Origin of the sequence: Micromonospora sp. WMMA1949 (assembly GCF_027460145.1) — a bacterium.
Lineage (GTDB): Bacteria > Actinomycetota > Actinomycetes > Mycobacteriales > Micromonosporaceae > Micromonospora.
This window is the reverse complement of the sequence record NZ_JAPZBG010000001.1, coordinates 2,888,986-2,904,446: the sequence shown is the minus strand read 5'-3', so window position 1 is coordinate 2,904,446 and position 15,461 is coordinate 2,888,986. Positions and strand designations below refer to the sequence as shown.

Annotated in this window: 13 protein-coding genes; 5 read left to right on the top strand and 8 right to left on the bottom strand. The window is 71.4% G+C overall.

Annotated features, from left to right (window positions below):
- Positions 1 to 3 precede the first annotated feature (3 nt).
- A complete protein-coding gene (locus O7607_RS13730) occupies positions 4 to 1,269 on the bottom strand; it encodes an aspartate kinase (protein ID WP_269703586.1) in 1,266 nt (421 codons plus the stop codon).
- Positions 1,270 to 1,507: 238 nt separating this feature from the next.
- Between O7607_RS13730 and O7607_RS13725 the strand changes: the two genes are divergently transcribed.
- Positions 1,508 to 2,263, top strand: coding sequence for a hypothetical protein (locus tag O7607_RS13725; protein WP_269703585.1), 756 nt, complete (start codon positions 1,508 to 1,510; stop codon positions 2,261 to 2,263).
- Positions 2,264 to 2,273: 10 nt separating this feature from the next.
- Here the strand turns inward: O7607_RS13725 and O7607_RS13720 are convergent, their stop codons facing one another.
- On the bottom strand, positions 2,274 to 3,260 hold the full coding sequence (locus O7607_RS13720) for a DUF5937 family protein (protein WP_269703584.1): 987 nt from the start codon (positions 3,258 to 3,260) through the stop codon (positions 2,274 to 2,276).
- Between the two features lie 78 nt (positions 3,261 to 3,338).
- Here O7607_RS13720 and O7607_RS13715 point away from each other — a divergent pair, with 78 nt between their 5' ends.
- The gene (locus tag O7607_RS13715; protein ID WP_269703583.1) at positions 3,339 to 4,613 is read left to right on the top strand and encodes an MFS transporter; all 1,275 of its coding nucleotides are present in this window, start codon (positions 3,339 to 3,341) and stop codon (positions 4,611 to 4,613) included.
- A gap of 238 nt (positions 4,614 to 4,851) precedes the next feature.
- Positions 4,852 to 6,597, top strand: a complete 1,746-nt coding sequence (gene leuA, locus O7607_RS13710; RefSeq protein ID WP_269703582.1) for a 2-isopropylmalate synthase — start codon at positions 4,852 to 4,854, stop codon at positions 6,595 to 6,597.
- Between the two features lie 61 nt (positions 6,598 to 6,658).
- On the opposite strand, the gene O7607_RS13705 is transcribed toward leuA, so the two are convergent.
- Positions 6,659 to 8,083: an MFS transporter gene (locus O7607_RS13705; RefSeq protein WP_269703581.1), complete on the bottom strand. Its 1,425-nt coding sequence runs from the start codon at positions 8,081 to 8,083 to the stop codon at positions 6,659 to 6,661.
- 108 nt (positions 8,084 to 8,191) lie between these two features.
- On the opposite strand from O7607_RS13705, the gene O7607_RS13700 reads away from it, so the two are divergent.
- Positions 8,192 to 8,851 (top strand): HNH endonuclease family protein, encoded by a 660-nt coding sequence (locus O7607_RS13700; protein WP_269703580.1) that lies wholly within the window; start codon positions 8,192 to 8,194, stop codon positions 8,849 to 8,851.
- Positions 8,833 to 9,285, top strand: a complete 453-nt coding sequence (locus tag O7607_RS13695; RefSeq protein ID WP_269703579.1) for a hypothetical protein — start codon at positions 8,833 to 8,835, stop codon at positions 9,283 to 9,285. Before O7607_RS13700 ends, O7607_RS13695 begins: the two co-directional genes overlap by 19 nt.
- 52 nt (positions 9,286 to 9,337) lie before the next feature.
- Here the strand turns inward: O7607_RS13695 and O7607_RS13690 are convergent, their stop codons facing one another.
- From O7607_RS13690 to O7607_RS13670, 5 genes are all read right to left on the bottom strand, one after another.
- Positions 9,338 to 10,441: an ABC transporter ATP-binding protein gene (locus O7607_RS13690; RefSeq protein ID WP_269703578.1), complete on the bottom strand. Its 1,104-nt coding sequence runs from the start codon at positions 10,439 to 10,441 to the stop codon at positions 9,338 to 9,340.
- Positions 10,438 to 11,553: an ABC transporter ATP-binding protein gene (locus tag O7607_RS13685; RefSeq protein ID WP_269703577.1), complete on the bottom strand. Its 1,116-nt coding sequence runs from the start codon at positions 11,551 to 11,553 to the stop codon at positions 10,438 to 10,440. The genes O7607_RS13690 and O7607_RS13685 overlap by 4 nt, the downstream gene beginning before the upstream one ends.
- 11 nt (positions 11,554 to 11,564) lie before the next feature.
- Entirely contained in the window at positions 11,565 to 12,533 is a 969-nt protein-coding gene (locus O7607_RS13680; RefSeq protein WP_269703575.1) for an ABC transporter permease, read from the bottom strand.
- Positions 12,530 to 13,534 (bottom strand): ABC transporter permease, encoded by a 1,005-nt coding sequence (locus tag O7607_RS13675; protein ID WP_269703574.1) that lies wholly within the window; start codon positions 13,532 to 13,534, stop codon positions 12,530 to 12,532. The genes O7607_RS13680 and O7607_RS13675 overlap by 4 nt, the downstream gene beginning before the upstream one ends.
- 78 nt (positions 13,535 to 13,612) lie before the next feature.
- Positions 13,613 to 15,274, bottom strand: coding sequence for an ABC transporter substrate-binding protein (locus tag O7607_RS13670; protein WP_269703572.1), 1,662 nt, complete (start codon positions 15,272 to 15,274; stop codon positions 13,613 to 13,615).
- Between the last annotated feature and the right edge of the window lie 187 nt (positions 15,275 to 15,461).

The window sequence follows — 15,461 nt, the reverse complement described above, 5'->3', positions numbered from 1 at the left end:
GCGTTACCGCCCGGTGCCGGCGTAGACGACGGCTTCGGTGTCACCACCCAGCTCGAAGGCGTCGTGGATGGCCTTGACCGCCTTGTCCAGGTCGGTGTCGCGGCAGACCACGGAGACCCGGATCTCCGACGTGGAGATCATCTCGATGTTCACGCCGGCCGCGCCGAGAGCGGCGAAGAAGCCGGCGGCCACGCCCGGGTGCGAGCGCATGCCCGCGCCGATCAGCGAGACCTTGCCGACGTGGTCGTCGTAGAGCAGGCCCTTGAACTTGACCGTCTCCTGGATCTTGCTGAGCGCGGCCATCGCGGTCGGGCCGTCGGCCTTGGGCAGCGTGAACGAGATGTCGGTGCGGCCGGTGCCCTCGGTGGACACGTTCTGCACGATCATGTCGATGTTGATCTCGGCCCCGGCCACGGTGTCGAAGATCCGCGCGGCGGCGCCGGGCTCGTCGGGCACGCCGACGATCGTGATCTTCGCTTCGCTGCGGTCGTGGGCGACCCCGGTGATCAGTGCCTGTTCCACAGGAAGGTCCTCCATCGATCCGGTGACCATCGTGCCGGTGTTGGTCGAGTATGACGAACGGACGTGGATCGGCAAGCCCGCGCGCCGCGCGTACTCGACGCTGCGCAGGTGCAGCACCTTCGCGCCGCAGGCGGCCAGCTCCAGCATCTCCTCGTAGGTAATCTGCTTGATGTGCCGGGCGTTCGGCACGATGCGCGGATCGGCGGTGAAGATGCCGTCCACGTCGGTGTAGATCTCGCAGACGTCCGCCTCGAGCGCGGCGGCGAGCGCCACGGCGGTGGTGTCCGAGCCGCCACGGCCGAGCGTGGTGACGTCCTTGGTGTCCTGCGAGACGCCCTGGAAGCCGGCGACGATGACCACCGCGCCCTCGTCCAGCGCGCCCTTGAGCCGCCCCGGGGTCACGTCGATGATCCGGGCCCGGCCGTGCACCGAGGTGGTGATCACGCCGGCCTGCGAACCGGTGAACGAGCGGGCTTCGTACCCCAGGTTGTGGATGGCCATGGCGAGCAGCGCCATGGAGATCCGCTCCCCGGCGGTGAGCAGCATGTCCAGCTCGCGGCCCGGCGGCAGCGGGCTGACCTGGTTGGCCAGGTCGAGCAGTTCGTCGGTGGTGTCGCCCATGGCGGACACCACGACTACCACGTCGTCGCCGGCCTTGCGCGCGGCCACGATGCGCTCGGCCACCCGCTTGATCCGCTCGGCGTTGGCGACGGAGGACCCGCCGTACTTCTGCACCACGAGTGCCACGACGGTGCACTCCCTCCCAGCGACGACCCTGAGCGTGCCGACGCCGCCGGGTTTCTCGGTCCGGCGGCGCGTGTCAGACCGCCTCAGCCTATCGGGCGGGCCGCGACGCCGGGTCGGGTGATCCCACCATCCGGCCCCGGCGTGGGGCGGCTCACCAGCCCGGCAATACGCGACACGCCAAGCGGTACAGCCGTACGGTGGGCTGTCCGCGACCGTCCCCACGACGCAGAATGAGCCCGTGCACGCTCATCGACGTGCGGCCCGCCTGACCGGCGTGCTCGCGCTCACCCTGCCGGCATTGCTGGCCGCCTGTACCGGCGACCACCCCGACGCGGCGCCCACCGGCACCGCCGACCCGGTCCCGGTGCAGGTCGACGCCGCCCGAGAGGAACTGGCCGGGCTGGCCGCCGCCGCGCAGGACCGGCACCTCACCGCCACGTACGCCTTCGCGCCCGCCGAGGGCACGCCCCGCACCGTGGCGTTCACCAGCGCCAACGACGGCAGCTGGCGGGTCGACGTGCCCGGCTGGGGGCACGCCGGCACGGTGGACGTCTCGCTCGCCGCCACCTCCGACGGGCTGTTTCAGTGCGCGCTGCCCTCGGCCGGCTGGGCACAGGCGGCGACCTGCGTCCGCCTCGGCGACGCCGACGACGCGGTGCCGCGCCGGCTCGACCCCCGGGTGCAGCACCCGTTCACCGACTGGCTGGAGGTGCTGACCGACAGGCGTGCGCCGCTCGCGGTCTCCCCCGCCGAGCCGCTGCCCGGCGTCGACGGCCCCTGCTACACGGTCGACAGCACCTCGGCGTCGCTGAACGCGCCACTGGACGTGGGCATCTACTGCTTTCGGGAGGACGGCACACCGGCCGCGGTACGGGCCGGCTTCGGCACGCTGACGCTGACCGGCGAGCCCGGTGCGGCGCCCGGCAGCGTCGAACTCGCGGGCGCGGTGACCGAGGGCGAACCGGTGGGGCAGGACGCGCCGGCGACGTCGTGACGCCGCACGCTCAGCCGCCCCGCGCCGCGCGGAGCAACGCGGCACCGACCTCGGTGTTGCGGTAGAGCACGTGCCGCCCGGCCCGGGACCGGGTGACGAGACCGGCGGCGTGCAGCGCGGAGAGGTGCTGGGACACGGCACCGGCGGACAGCCCGGTGAGCCGGGCGAGGTCCGTGGTGGTCGTCGCCGCGTCGAGCAGGTGCAGCAACGCGGCCCGGCCGGCACCCACCACCCGGGCGAGCGCGTCGCCGGCCGGTTCCGGTCCGCGTTCCCACAGCGTCCCGACCGCCCGCACCGGGTACGCCCCGGCGGGCATCGAGTCCTCCAGCAGGTTCCACAGCACCCGCCGGTCGGTGAACACACTCGGATTCAGTGCCAGCCCACGCCCTCGCAGATCGAAGTCCCGCTCGAACGGATCGTCGCTCACTACGCGGTCGCCGAGCCAGCGCAGGCTCGGGTGCAACTGCTCGAACAACCGGCCGGCGCCACCCTCGGCGAGTTGGGCCGCCCGGTACGCCACGTCGGCGTCCAGCAGCGCCCGCATGCGCGGCCAGTCGGGGGCGATCGCCTCCTCGTACCAGACCCGGAGCGCCTCGACGAGCTGCGGCAGCAGCCCGGCCGGGTCGGCGAGCAACGCCTGCCCGTACGGGCTCAGCGGACGGCTCGGAACGGTGGCCAGCAGGTCCTGCACCACCACGTCGGGCGGCGTCTCCGCGATCTGGTCGAGCTGGTCCGCCATGTCCGCGTCCGGGCGGGCGGCCGGGGTCAGGAAGTCCGGTAGCCAGCGGCGCGGCCGGGCCAGGTCCGTCAACGGGCGGACCCGATCGGCCACCTCGGGGCGGCGCAGCGTCGCCCGGGCGCGGTCGATCCACGGCAGGTGCACCGCGTAGCGGACCGGCTCGGCCAGCGCCCACATGCTCATCACGGTCTCGTTGGCCGGCGACACCGCGAACCGCACGCCCGCCACGTCGGCCAGGTTGAACCGCAACTCGGACACGCGCACCCCCGGACGCCGGATTCGGCCCAGACTAAAAGGTTCGACCGGAGCGCGGGGGGCACGGTTTGCTCACCGGTCATGGGGGCCAGAGAGAGCATCCGCACCGCCGTCCGTCACGTCGTACCGCCGGCCGGTCTGACCCGCGCCCTGGCCGTGCAGGCCATGGTGTTCGCCGTCGGTCACGGCCTGTTCCAGGCCGGCAGCGCCGTCTTCTTCACCCGGGCGCTCGGGCTGAGTCCGGCCCAGGTGGGTCTCGGCCTCTCCCTCGCCGCCGGGGCGTCCCTGCTCGGCACCGTGCCGCTGGGCGGGCTCACCGACCGGTACGGGCCGCAGCGGGTGTGGATCGTCTGCCTGCTGCTGGACGCGGCGCTGTTCGCCGCGTACCCGTTCGTCGGCGGCTTCGCCGGGTTCCTCGCCGTGGTGATCGCGCTGGCCGTGACGGGCGCGGCGACCGGCGTGGCCCGCCAGGTCTACTCGATAAACGTGCTGCGCCCGGAGGAACGGGTCACCGCGATGGCCTACCAGCGCTCCTCGCTGAACGTCGGCTTCGGGCTCGGCGCGCTGATCAGCGGCCTGGTGCTGGCCGTCGACACGATCTGGGCGTACCGCGGGATGGTCTGGTTCATCACAGTGGTCTTCCTGGTGACCGCCGGCTTCGTGCGCCGGCTGCCCCGGCTGCCGGAGGTGACCCGCACGGCCGAGCCGACGAGCCGGCTGGCGGTGCTGCGGGACCGGCCCTTCATGACCGTCGCGCTGCTGTCCGGGCTGCTCACCGCGCACCAGACGCTCTACCTGACGGTGATGCCGCTGTGGATCCTCACCCGTACCGACGCGCCGAAGACGATCATCGCCGCGCTGGTGCTGCTCAACACCGTGCTGGTCGTGCTGTTCCAGGTGCGGGCCAGCCGGGGCGCGGACACCGCGCCGGGCGCGGCCCGGGCGTCCCGCCGGGGTGCGGTGCTGATCGCCCTGTTCTGCCTGGTGCTGCCGGTCTCCGGCGCGACCCGGGGACCGCTCACCGTGGCGGTGCTGGTGGCCGCCGCGACGGTGCTCATCCTGGCCGAGATGATCGAGTCGGCGGGTACCTGGGGGCTCACCGCCACGCTGCCGCCCGCCGCCCAGCGCGGCGCGTACGTCGGCGCGTTCGGGCTCGGCTCCCAGGTGCAGTTCCTGATCGCGCCGGCCGGGCTGACCGCGCTCGGCGTGAGCACCGGCGGCTGGGGCTGGTACCCGGCTGCGGCGATCTTCACCCTGGTCGGACTGGTGATCGTGCCCGCTGTCGCCCGGGTGGAACGGACACCCCGGCTACCGACAGTCGCGAGATCCACCGGTTCAGTGACACTGGTCCCATAGTCCGGACCAGCCTTCCCACCGCCCGTCCCACCACGTAGGGTGACCTTGTCATGTGGCGCGCGTACCTTCTCCTTGGCTGCCGCGACGAGGCCTGACCGGCCGGCACCTCGTCGCGGAGTCGCTACGCGCCGTCCAGCACATCCGATCTTCTTCTCGGCACCGCCGCGCACCGTCGCCCGGCAGTCCGCCGACACCTTTCCGATCTGCTGACGCCACATGTTCCAGGGAGCACTCCGAGATGGCTCAACCTGTCACCGCCACCGATCCGTTCGCCGGCCAGCGCCCCAGCCGGATGCCGGTCCACCGCTACGTCCCGTACCACCGTGAGTTCGGCGTCGACCTGCCGGACCGCTCCTGGCCGACCCGCCGCGTCGAGGCCGCGCCCCGCTGGTGCGCCGTCGACCTCCGCGACGGCAACCAGGCGCTGATCGACCCGATGTCACCCGAGCGCAAGCGGCGGATGTTCCAGCTCCTGGTGCAGATGGGCTACAAGGAGATCGAGGTCGGCTTCCCGTCGGCGAGCCAGACCGACTACGACTTCGTACGGCAGCTGATCGAGCAGGACCTGATCCCGGAGGACGTCACCATCCAGGTGCTGACCCAGTGCCGGGAGCATCTGATCGAGCGGACCTTCGAGTCGCTGCGCGGCGCCCGCCGGGCGATCGTGCACTTCTACAACTCCACCTCGACGCTGCAGCGCCGGGTGGTCTTCGGCCTGGACCGCGACGGCATCACCGACATCGCCACCCAGGGCGCGCGGCTGTGCCAGAAGTACGCGGAGATCCACACCCCGGACACCGACATCCACTACGAGTACTCGCCGGAGTCCTACACGGGCACCGAGCTGGAGTACGCGCTGGAGGTCTGCTCGGCGGTCATCGAGGTGATCGACCCGACGCCGGACCGGAAGCTGATCATCAACCTGCCGGCCACCGTCGAGATGGCGATGCCCAACGTCTACGCCGACTCGATCGAGTGGATGCACCGGCGCCTGCCCCGGCGGGACAGCCTGGTGCTGAGCCTGCACCCGCACAACGACCGGGGCACCGGCGTGGCCGCCGCCGAGCTGGGCCTGCTGGCCGGCGCCGACCGGATCGAGGGCTGCCTGTTCGGCAACGGTGAGCGCACCGGCAACGTCGACCTGGTGACGCTGGGCCTGAACATGTTCTCCCAGGGCATCGACCCGATGATCGACTTCTCCAACATCGACGAGATCAAGCGCGCCGTCGAGTACTGCAACCAGCTGCCGGTGCACGAGCGCCACCCGTACGCGGGCGACCTGGTCTACACCGCGTTCTCCGGCTCCCACCAGGACGCGATCAACAAGGGCTTCGCCGCGCTGCACGCCGACGCGACGGCGGCCGGGGTGCCGGTCGACGACTTCACCTGGGCCGTGCCCTACCTGCCGATCGACCCGAAGGACCTGGGCCGCACCTACGAGGCGGTCATCCGGGTCAACTCGCAGTCCGGCAAGGGCGGTGTCGCGTACATCATGAAGACCGAGCACCAGCTCGACCTGCCGCGCCGCCTCCAGATCGAGTTCTCCGGCGTCGTGCAGCAGGTCACCGACCACGACGGTGGCGAGGTCGAGCCGGGCGCCATGTGGGAGATCTTCGCCCGCAACTACCTGGTCGACCACCAGGTCGACCCGGCCGTCAAGCTGGCCGACTACACCATCGGCACCGTCGACGGCAAGGTCGAGATCGACGCCCGCGTCGGCTTCGGCGGCGAGACCCGCGCGCTCACCGCCGTCGGCAACGGCCCGATCGACGCGTACGTCAACGCGTTGCAGTCCCTGGGCGTGGCGGTACGGGTGCTCGACTACCACGAGCACGCGCTGTCCTCCGGTGGGGACGCGCAGGCCGCCGCGTACGTGGAGTGCGAGGTGGACGGCCGTACGGTGTGGGGCGTCGGGGTGGACGCGAACATCGTGACCGCCTCGATCAAGGCGGTCACGAGCGCGGTGAACCGCACCCGCGCCTGAGCTGCTTGAGGTGTAAGGAAGGGCCCCTTCTTAACGCATTCCGCATAGGAAGGGGCCCTTCTTAACGCCCGCGCCGGGGGCGGTGGATCAGCACGGCGGCGAGCACCGCGCCGGCGAGCAGCAGCCCCGCGCACCAGGCCAACGCCCCCCGGTACGCGTCGGCGAGCGCGCCCTTCTGCTCGTACCCGGTGCCGGACAGCCCGACCAGCAGCGGCAGCGCGGCCACCGCGAGCAGGCCCCCGGCCCGGGAGGCGGCGTTGTTGAAGCCGCTCGCCACTCCGGCGAACCGGTCCGAGACGGCACCGAGCACCGACGTGGTCAGCGGCGCGACCACGAGCGTGAGCCCGGCACCGAACAGTGCCACGCCCGGCAGCACGTCCACCCAGTACGACGCGCCCGGCCCGACCCGGCGCAGCAGCAGCAGACCCACGGCGGCGATCACCGGCCCGACGGTGAGCGGCAGCCGAGGCCCGATGCGGGCCGACAGCGCGCCGGCGCGCGGCGAGCCGACCAGCAGCAGCACCGTCATCGGCACTGTGGCCAGGCCGGTGAGCAGCGCCGACCAGCCGACCACGTTCTGCAGGTAGACGGCGAGGAAGAAGGTGAACCCGCCGAGCGCCGCGTACACGACCACCGTGAAGACGTTCAGCACGGAGAACAGCCGGCTGGAGAACAGCCCGGTGGGCAGCATCGCGGTGTCGCCGCGCCGCCGTTCGAGGAGCACGAACACCACCACGGCGACCACCCCGAGCACCGCCGCGGCCAGCACCGCCGGGGAGGCGCCCTGCGCCGGGGCGTCGATCAGCGCGTACGTGACGCCGCCGAGCGCGAGCGCCCCGAGCAACGCGCCGGCCACGTCGAACCGCCGCCCCTCCCCGGTACGCGACGCCTCCTCGTCCCGGCTCTCCGGCACCCAGCGCAGCGCGGCGAGCACCACGCCGACTGCGAGCGGCAGGTTGACGAAGAAGATCCACCGCCAGGAGAGCGTGTCGATGAGCCAGCCGCCGAGCAGCGGTCCGAGCGCTGTGGACACGCCGGACAGCCCGGACCAGGTGCCGATGGCCCGGCCCCTGTCGTCCGGGTGGAAGCTGGCCTGGAGCACCGACAGCGAGCCGGGGGTGAGCAGCGCCCCGCCCGCCCCCTGGAGGAAGCGGGCGGCGACGAGCCAGCCGGTGTCCTGGGCCAGCCCGCAGAGCACCGACGCCACGGCGAACCAGACCACGCCGAGCAGGAAGATGCGCCGCCGGCCGAACCGGTCGCCGAGCGCGCCGCCGAGCAGCACGAACGCGGCGAGCATGAGCAGGTAGCCGTTCACGGTCCACTGCAGACCGGCGACGGTGGCGTCGAGTTCGGCGCCGAGGCGCGGCAACGCGACGTTCACGACTGTGCTGTCGAGGAACACCATGCCGGAGGCAAGGATCGCGGCGAGCAGCGTGCCACGCCCGGCGGCGGAGCCGGTACGCAGCGCGGGAGCGGGTGCGGTCACGTCTCACCACTCTGCCCGCCGCCCACCCTCGACGCCACGAATCGCGGAAACCGCCGCCGGGTACTGTGCGGACTCGCCCGGAGCACGCAAGCTGGAGAGGTGTCGTCTGTGCGTACGAGATCAGGAGCCCGAGCCGGGCTGGCCGCCGCGCTGAGCGCGGTGCTCGCCCTCGGCGTGGCCGGCTGCGACGTGTCGGTCACCGAGCCGGAGGCGCCGCCGAGCGCCTCCGGGAACGTCAACAAGCAGCTCGGTGAGCTCACAGTGGCCACCGCCGAGCCGATGAAGGGCTACAGTCGCTCCCGCTTCCCGCACTGGCGGGGCACCGGCAAGAACTGCGACGTCCGCGACAGCGTGCTGCAGCGCGACGGCGAGGGCATCAAGCTGTCCGGCTGCAACGTGGTGGGCGGCCGGTGGGAGAGCGTCTACGACGGTGTGGTGCTGAACGATCCGTCGGACGTGGACATCGACCACACCGTCCCGCTGGCCGCCGCGTGGCGTTCGGGCGCGGCCGAGTGGGACGACTCGAAGCGTGGCGACTTCGCCAACGACCTGACCCGGCCGCAGCTCATCGCGGTTTCGGCGCGGTCCAACCGGGCAAAGGGTGACCAGGATCCGTCCCAGTGGAAGCCGCCGAACCGGTCGTCCTGGTGTCAGTACGCGGCGGACTGGGTGACGGTGAAGCACTACTGGCGGCTGACTGTGACAAGTGCCGAGAAGGCCGCTCTCACCGACATGCTGGAGGGCTGCACATGGGCGAGCAAACCGTGACCGGGCCGGACGCCACACCGGCCCCGGAGGCAGGCGCCGCACCGGCCCCGGAGGCCGCGCCGGCCGGACCGGCGTCGGCCGGGATGACGGCGGACGGCCGGCAGCCGGAGCCCGCCGATGTCGCCGGGGCGGGCATGACCGCCGACGCGGTGCCCGGTGCTCCGGCCGGCGGAGCGCCGGCCGGACCGGCAGAGCGGACCACCGACATCGTCCCCGGCCCGGGCGGGGTCATGACGGACGAGGTGGGCGTGGTGACCGGCGAGCTGACGCTGCGCACCGAGCACGCCGACGGCCGGGTGACGCTGCGGGTGCAGTACAAGGACGCCGACGAGTGGTACGCGGTGACCGGGGGTTCCGCGCCACTGGCCGACCCGGCCGCGCTGGACGCCGTGCACACGATCGCGGTGGGCCTGCTCAACCGCCCCGAGGGCTGACAGGCGAAAAGCGCGTCCCCACCCGGGCCGGGTGGGGACGCGCTTTGTCGTGTCAGACGTACGAGCCGGGCTCGCTGGGCGCGGAGACCACGCCGGGCTCCTCGCCCTCGCCCTCCGGCCGGGTGATCTTCGCGGTCACCTCGTGCGGGCGCAGCTCACCGGCGGCGATCTGCTCGGCCCAGTGGCAGGCCACCCGGCTGGCGCCGATCTGGCGCAGTTCCGGCCGCTCGTCGGCGCAGCGGGTCGGCTGCGCCCACGGGCAGCGGGTGTGGAACCGGCAACCGGACGGCGGGTTCGCCGGCGAGGGCAGGTCACCGGCGAGCAGGATGCGCTCGCGCCGGTCCTCCACGTCCGGGTCCGGCACCGGCACCGCCGACATCAGCGCCCTGGTGTACGGGTGCAGCGGCTCGGTGTAGAGCCGGTCGCTCGGCGCCTCCTCCACGAGCGCGCCCAGGTACATCACGCCGACGATGTCGGAGATGTGCCGCACCACGGCCAGGTCGTGCGCGATGACCAGGTAGGTCAGGCCGAGGCTGTCCTGGAGTTCGTCGAGCAGGTTGACCACCTGCGCCTGGATCGACACGTCCAGCGCGGAGACGGGCTCGTCGGCGACGATCAGCTCCGGGCCGAGCACCAGTGCGCGGGCGATGCCGATGCGCTGGCGCTGGCCGCCGGAGAACTCGTGCGGGTAGCGGGACAGCGCCCATTTGGGCAGCCCCACCGCGTCGAGCGTCTCCCCGATGATCCGCCGCCGGTCGTCCCGGTTGGCGCCGATGCCGTGGGTCTGGAGGCCCTCGGTGAGGATCGACTCGACGTTCTGCCGCGGGTCCAGGCTGGACATCGGGTCCTGGAAGATCATCTGCATCCGGCGACGCATCGTGCGCAGCTTGCCGGCCGGCAGCGTGGTCAGCTCGACGCCGTCGAACTTCACCTCTCCGCTGGTCGGCGGGTTGAGCTGGAGCAGCGCCCGGCCGAGCGTGGACTTGCCGCAGCCCGATTCGCCCACCAGCCCGTACGTCTTGCCGCGCGGGATGCTCAGGTCGACCCCGTCGACCGCCTTGACGTGCCCGACGGTCCGGTCGAAGAGCACGCCCCGGCGGATCGGGAAGTGCACCTTCAGGTCGCGGACCTCGACGAGGATGTCGTTGTCGCTCATGGGGTCTCCTCCTCGCGCGGAGCCGGCCCGAAGCCGGGCACGGCGGGCGGGTCGGCCGGCTCGGCCTGGGCCGGCACCGCACCCGGCTCGGTGGTCGTCGGCGCGGTCGTCCGGGCGCCCGCCTCCGGGGTCAGGCCGGGAACCGGCACCGGGTTGACGCAGCGGTAGCTGCGCGCGTCGTGGGTGAGCACCAGCTCCGGCGGCTCGCCCACGCACGCGTCGACGCGGCGGGCGCAGCGCGGGGCGAACGCGCAGCCGTCCGGCCAGGGCAGCACGTCGCGCACCGAGCCGGGGATGGGGTTGAGCCGTTCACCGCGGCCGGCGTCCAGGCGGGGCACCGAACCGAGCAACCCCTCGGTGTACGGGTGCCGGGGCTGGCGGAACAGCGGACGGCGGGTGGCCGTCTCCACCACCCGGCCGGCGTAGAGCACGTTGATGGTGTCGCACATGCCGGCGACCACACCGAGGTCGTGGGTGATCATGACGAGTGCGGTGCCGGAGTCCCGGACCAGGTCCTTCAGCAGTTCCAGGATCTGCGCCTGGATGGTGACGTCGAGCGCGGTGGTCGGCTCGTCGGCGATCAGCAGCCGGGGCTGGCAGGCGACCGCCATGGCGATCAGCGCCCGCTGCCGCATGCCGCCGGAGAGCTGGTGCGGGTACTCCTTGAGCCGGCGGCGCGGGTCCGGTATGCCCACCCGGTCGAGCAGCTCGGCCGCCTCCTTGGTGGCCGCCTCGCCCTTCATGCCCCGGTGCCGGGTCAGCACCTCGGTCACCTGGAGCCCGATCGGGATGACCGGGTTCAGCGAGGAGAGCGGGTCCTGGAAGATCATCGCGACGTCCCGGCCGCGGATGTCGCGGCGGGCCCGGTCGTCGAGCTGGAGCAGGTCGGTGCCGTCGAAGACCGCCTTGCCGCCGACCCGCAGGCCCGGCTGCTTGGGCAGCAGACCCATGATGGCCAGCGACGTGACGCTCTTGCCGCAGCCGGACTCGCCGACCAGGCCGACCACCTCGCCGGCGTCGACCGAGAAGGACACCCCGTCCACCGCGTGCACGGTGCGCTGCCCACGACGGGCGAACGTGACGGAGAGGTCGTCCACTTCGAGCAGTGCCATTACTGACTGACCTACTTCCGCAGCTTTGGATCGAGGGCCTCGCGCATCGCCTCACCGAGCAGGGTGAACCCGAGTGCGGTGATGATGATGCCGAGCGCCGGGTAGATCGCCAGGCCGGGCCGGATGCCCAGGTACGGCTGCGCGTCGGCGAGCATGACGCCCCACTCCGGGATGGCCGAGTCGGGGTTGCCGAGGCCGAGGAAGGACAGCGCGGCCGCCTCGATGATCGCGGTGGCCAGCGTCAGCGTGGCCTGGACGATGACCGGCGCGATCGAGTTCGGCACCACGTGGGTGAGAGCGATCTTGGACCGCTTCACACCGAGCGCCGTCGCCGCCAGCACGTAGTCGCTGTTCGACTGCGCGATCATCGAGCCGCGCAGCAGCCGGGCGAAGATCGGCACGGACACCACACCGACGGCGATCATCACGGTGGTGAGGCTGGCACCGAGCAGCGCCGCGATGCTCACCGCGAGCAGCAGGCTCGGCATGGCCAGCAGCATGTCGATGAAGCGCATCAGGGTGGTGTCGATCCAGCGGCCCCAGCGCCCGCCGAGCCCGGCCGCCGCGCCGGCGACGCCGCCGATCAGGGCACCGACGGCGAGGCCGATCAGGGTGGAGACCACGCCGACGAGCAGCGTCTGCCGCGCGCCGACGATGAGCCGGCTGAACTCGTCCCGGCCCTGGTGGTCGAAGCCGAGCCAGTGGTCGGCGGAGGCACCGGGGATGATGCCCTGGCCGGACTTGACCAGCCCTTCCCGGATGCCGACGGAGTCCGTCGGGCTGTACGGGACGAAGAACGGCCCGATGACCGCGACCAGGACGAAGACGGCCAGGATGACCACGCCGATGATGGCCGCCGGGTTGCGCCGCAGGCGGCGGAACGCCTCCTTCCAGAGGCTCACCCCCTGCTCGTCCTCGCGGGCGGACAGCTCGGCGAGCCGGTCGATCTTCTCGCGCTTCTTTCCTCCGGTGATGGTCATCGCACCCTCACCCTCGGGTCGATCACGCTGTAGGAGAGGTCGACCAGGAGATTCACCAGCACGTACACCACCGCAATGATCATGATGAAGCCCATCAGCACCGGATAGTCACGCTGGCTGATCGACTCGGCGACGAACGCGCCGATGCCGCTGAAGGCGAACACGGTCTCGGTGAGCACCGCGCCGGAGAGCAGGAGACCGGTCTGCAGACCGATCGAGGTGGCCACCGGCAGCATGGCGTTACGCAGCACGTGCCGGCGGCGTACGGTCCGCTCGGTCAGGCCCTTGGCCTCGGCGGTCCGGACGAAGTCCTCGTTGAGCACCTCCAGCACGCTGGCCCGGGTGATCCGGACGATGATCGCGAGCGGGATGCTGGCGAGCGCGATGCCTGGCAGCACGAGGTGCCAGAGCGCGTCGGCGGCGGCGTCCCACTCGCGGGTCATGAGCCCGTCGAGGACGAAGAAGTTGGTGACCCGGGTCGCCCCGATGGTCGGGTCCTGCCGGCCGCTGGAGGGGAACCAGCCCAGATTCTCCGCGAAGATCGCCTTGAGCACGTACGCCAGGAAGAAGACCGGGATGCAGATGCCGATGAGCGATCCGCCGACCGAGGCGTGGTCGAGGAACCGGCCCCGGCGGCGGGCGGCCAGGTAGCCCAGCGGGATGCCGATGCCGACCGCGAGGATCATGGCCATGAGCGTCAGCTCGACGGTGCCGGGGAACCGCTCCACGAACTCCGTGGTGACGGCCCGCTTCGTACCGGTCGAGGTGCCCAGGTCGAACCGGATCATCCGCCGCAGGAAGCGGGCGTACTGGACCAGGATCGGCTCGTCGAGGCCGAGGTTGCGCCGGATGGCGGCGCGTGACTCGGGCGTGCCCCGTTCACCGAGGATCGCGGTCTCGGGCCCGCCGGGAAGTCGGCGGAGCCAGATGAACAGCAGGACGGAGAGCCCGAACAGCGTGGGTATCAGCTGTAGCAGGCGTCTGACGATGAACCGGAACACGGGCGCCTCGGAGGGGGTGCGGAGGGGTGCGGGCGGGCGCTGTGGTCACAGCGCCCGCCCGCGTACGGTGCCTTCAGATCACTTGAACTCTGCGGTCGCGTACCGCTCGTCGGTGAGCGGGCTCGCCTTGACCCCGGTCACGTCCTTGCCGAACACGATCGCCGGCGGGGAGTGCGAGATCGGCACACCCGGCAGGAAGTCCATGATCGTCTTGTTCAGCGCCTTGTACTTCTCCGTCCGGGCCGCCGCGTCGGCGGTGGTGTCGGCGTCCTTGAACTGCGCGAAGAGCGCGGGGTTGTTGAAGCCCCACTCGTCCTTCTGGCGGTCGAAGAAGGTCCCGATGAAGTTGTACGCGTCGCCGTAGTCACCGGTCCAGCCGAGGAAGTGCAGGTCGTGCTTGCTGCCGGAGGTGGTGGCGTTGAGGTAGTCCGGGCTCCACTTCAGCGGAATGGCCTGGACGTTGATGCCGACCGCCTTGAGGTCCGCCGAGAGCAGCTCGAAGATGTCCTTCGGGTTCGGCATGTACGGCCGGGTGACCTCGGTCGGGTAGTGGAACTTCAGCGTCAGGTTCGACGCGCCGGCCTCGGCCAGCAGGGCCTTGGCCTTGGCGGGGTCGTAGTCGTACTTGGTGACGTCGCCGTTCCAGCCCTCGACGGTGTCCGGGAAGAAGTTCATCGCGACCTTGGCGCCCGGGGGCAGCTTCGAGTCGACCAGGGCCTGCCGGTTCAGCGCGTGCGCGATGGCCTGCCGGACCTTCAGGTCGGCCAGCTTCGGGTTCCCCTTCTGGTTGATCGCCAGGTAGAGGATGTTGAAGGCGGGCCGGGTGAGGACGTTGAAGCCCTCCTTCTTCAGCGGCTCCACGTCCGCCGGGCCGACCAGGTCGTAGCCCTGGATGTCACCCGAGCGGAGCGCCTGCTTGCGGGCGTTCTCGTCCGAGATCGTCTTGAAGATGATGGTCTTCAGCTTGGCCTTGTCGCCGTGGTAGTCGTCGTTGCGCTCGATGGTGAGCGTCTTGTTCGCGATGTCCCACGACTTGAACTTGAACGGACCGGTGCCGGTCGGGTGCTCCATCGCGTACGCCGGGTACTTGATGTCCTCGGCGGTGCCGGTCACGTTGCTCGCGTCGTACTGCTCCATCGCCTTGGGGCTCTGGATCGAGAACGACGGCAGCATCAGCGCGGCCGGGATCTTGCTGGAGACCCGGGTGAACGCGAGGTCCACAGTGGTGGCGTCCTTGGCGGTGCAGGACTTGAAGAGGCTCGGCCCCAGCTCCGGGTCCTCGTTCTTGGCGAACCCGCCCATGACGTCCTGCCAGTAGGCGGTCACGTCCGGGCTCTGCATGAGGCCCTTGGCGTTGTACCAGCGGTCGAAGTTGGCGCAGACGGCTTCGGCGTTGAAGTCGGTGCCGTCGTGGAACTTGACTCCCGAGCGGAGCTTGAACGTCCAGGTGGTGCCCGCCGCGTCCGGCGTCCAGGACTCGGCGAGGCCCGGCGTCACCTTGGTGCCGCCCTCCTCCGGACGGACCAGGGTCTCGAAGACCTGGCGCGCCACGCGCAGCGACTCACCGTCGCTGGCGAAGCTGGGGTCGAGCACCTTCGGGTCTCCGGCGACGCCGAAGACGAGGGTGTCCTTCTTGCTATCTCCGGAGCCACTCTCACGGTCGCTCTCGGCGCAGCCTGCAACCGCGAGGGCCGCGACCGCGACGGCCGCGATTGCGACCTTCGGCCTCGATGCACGCATGGTGCTTTCACCTCGTCCTTGGGGGTACGGACAACGTGGTGACAGGGTCACCGATGTGCGCAGACCTTAGCCCTCGCGCGGACGGCCCGGAAACCGGCGGGGGGTGGGTTGGTATCGAATCGTGTCTGTTCCGCAACGAGGCATGCGAATCGAAGGAGAATCCCTTAGGCCACCGACGTTTCGTCGG

Excerpts from the sequence above, each read along its gene's own strand:
- O7607_RS13680 (WP_269703575.1), bottom strand. The coding sequence starts at position 12,533 with ATGACCATCACCGGAGGAAAGAAGCGCGAGAAGATCGACCGGCTCGCC.
- O7607_RS13685 (WP_269703577.1), bottom strand. The coding sequence starts at position 11,553 with ATGGCACTGCTCGAAGTGGACGACCTCTCCGTCACGTTCGCCCGTCGT.
- O7607_RS13670 (WP_269703572.1), bottom strand. The coding sequence starts at position 15,274 with ATGCGTGCATCGAGGCCGAAGGTCGCAATCGCGGCCGTCGCGGTCGCG.
- O7607_RS13715 (WP_269703583.1), top strand. The coding sequence starts at position 3,339 with ATGGGGGCCAGAGAGAGCATCCGCACCGCCGTCCGTCACGTCGTACCG.
- O7607_RS13690 (WP_269703578.1), bottom strand. The coding sequence starts at position 10,441 with ATGAGCGACAACGACATCCTCGTCGAGGTCCGCGACCTGAAGGTGCAC.
- O7607_RS13695 (WP_269703579.1), top strand. The coding sequence starts at position 8,833 with ATGGGCGAGCAAACCGTGACCGGGCCGGACGCCACACCGGCCCCGGAG.
- leuA (WP_269703582.1), top strand. The coding sequence starts at position 4,852 with ATGGCTCAACCTGTCACCGCCACCGATCCGTTCGCCGGCCAGCGCCCC.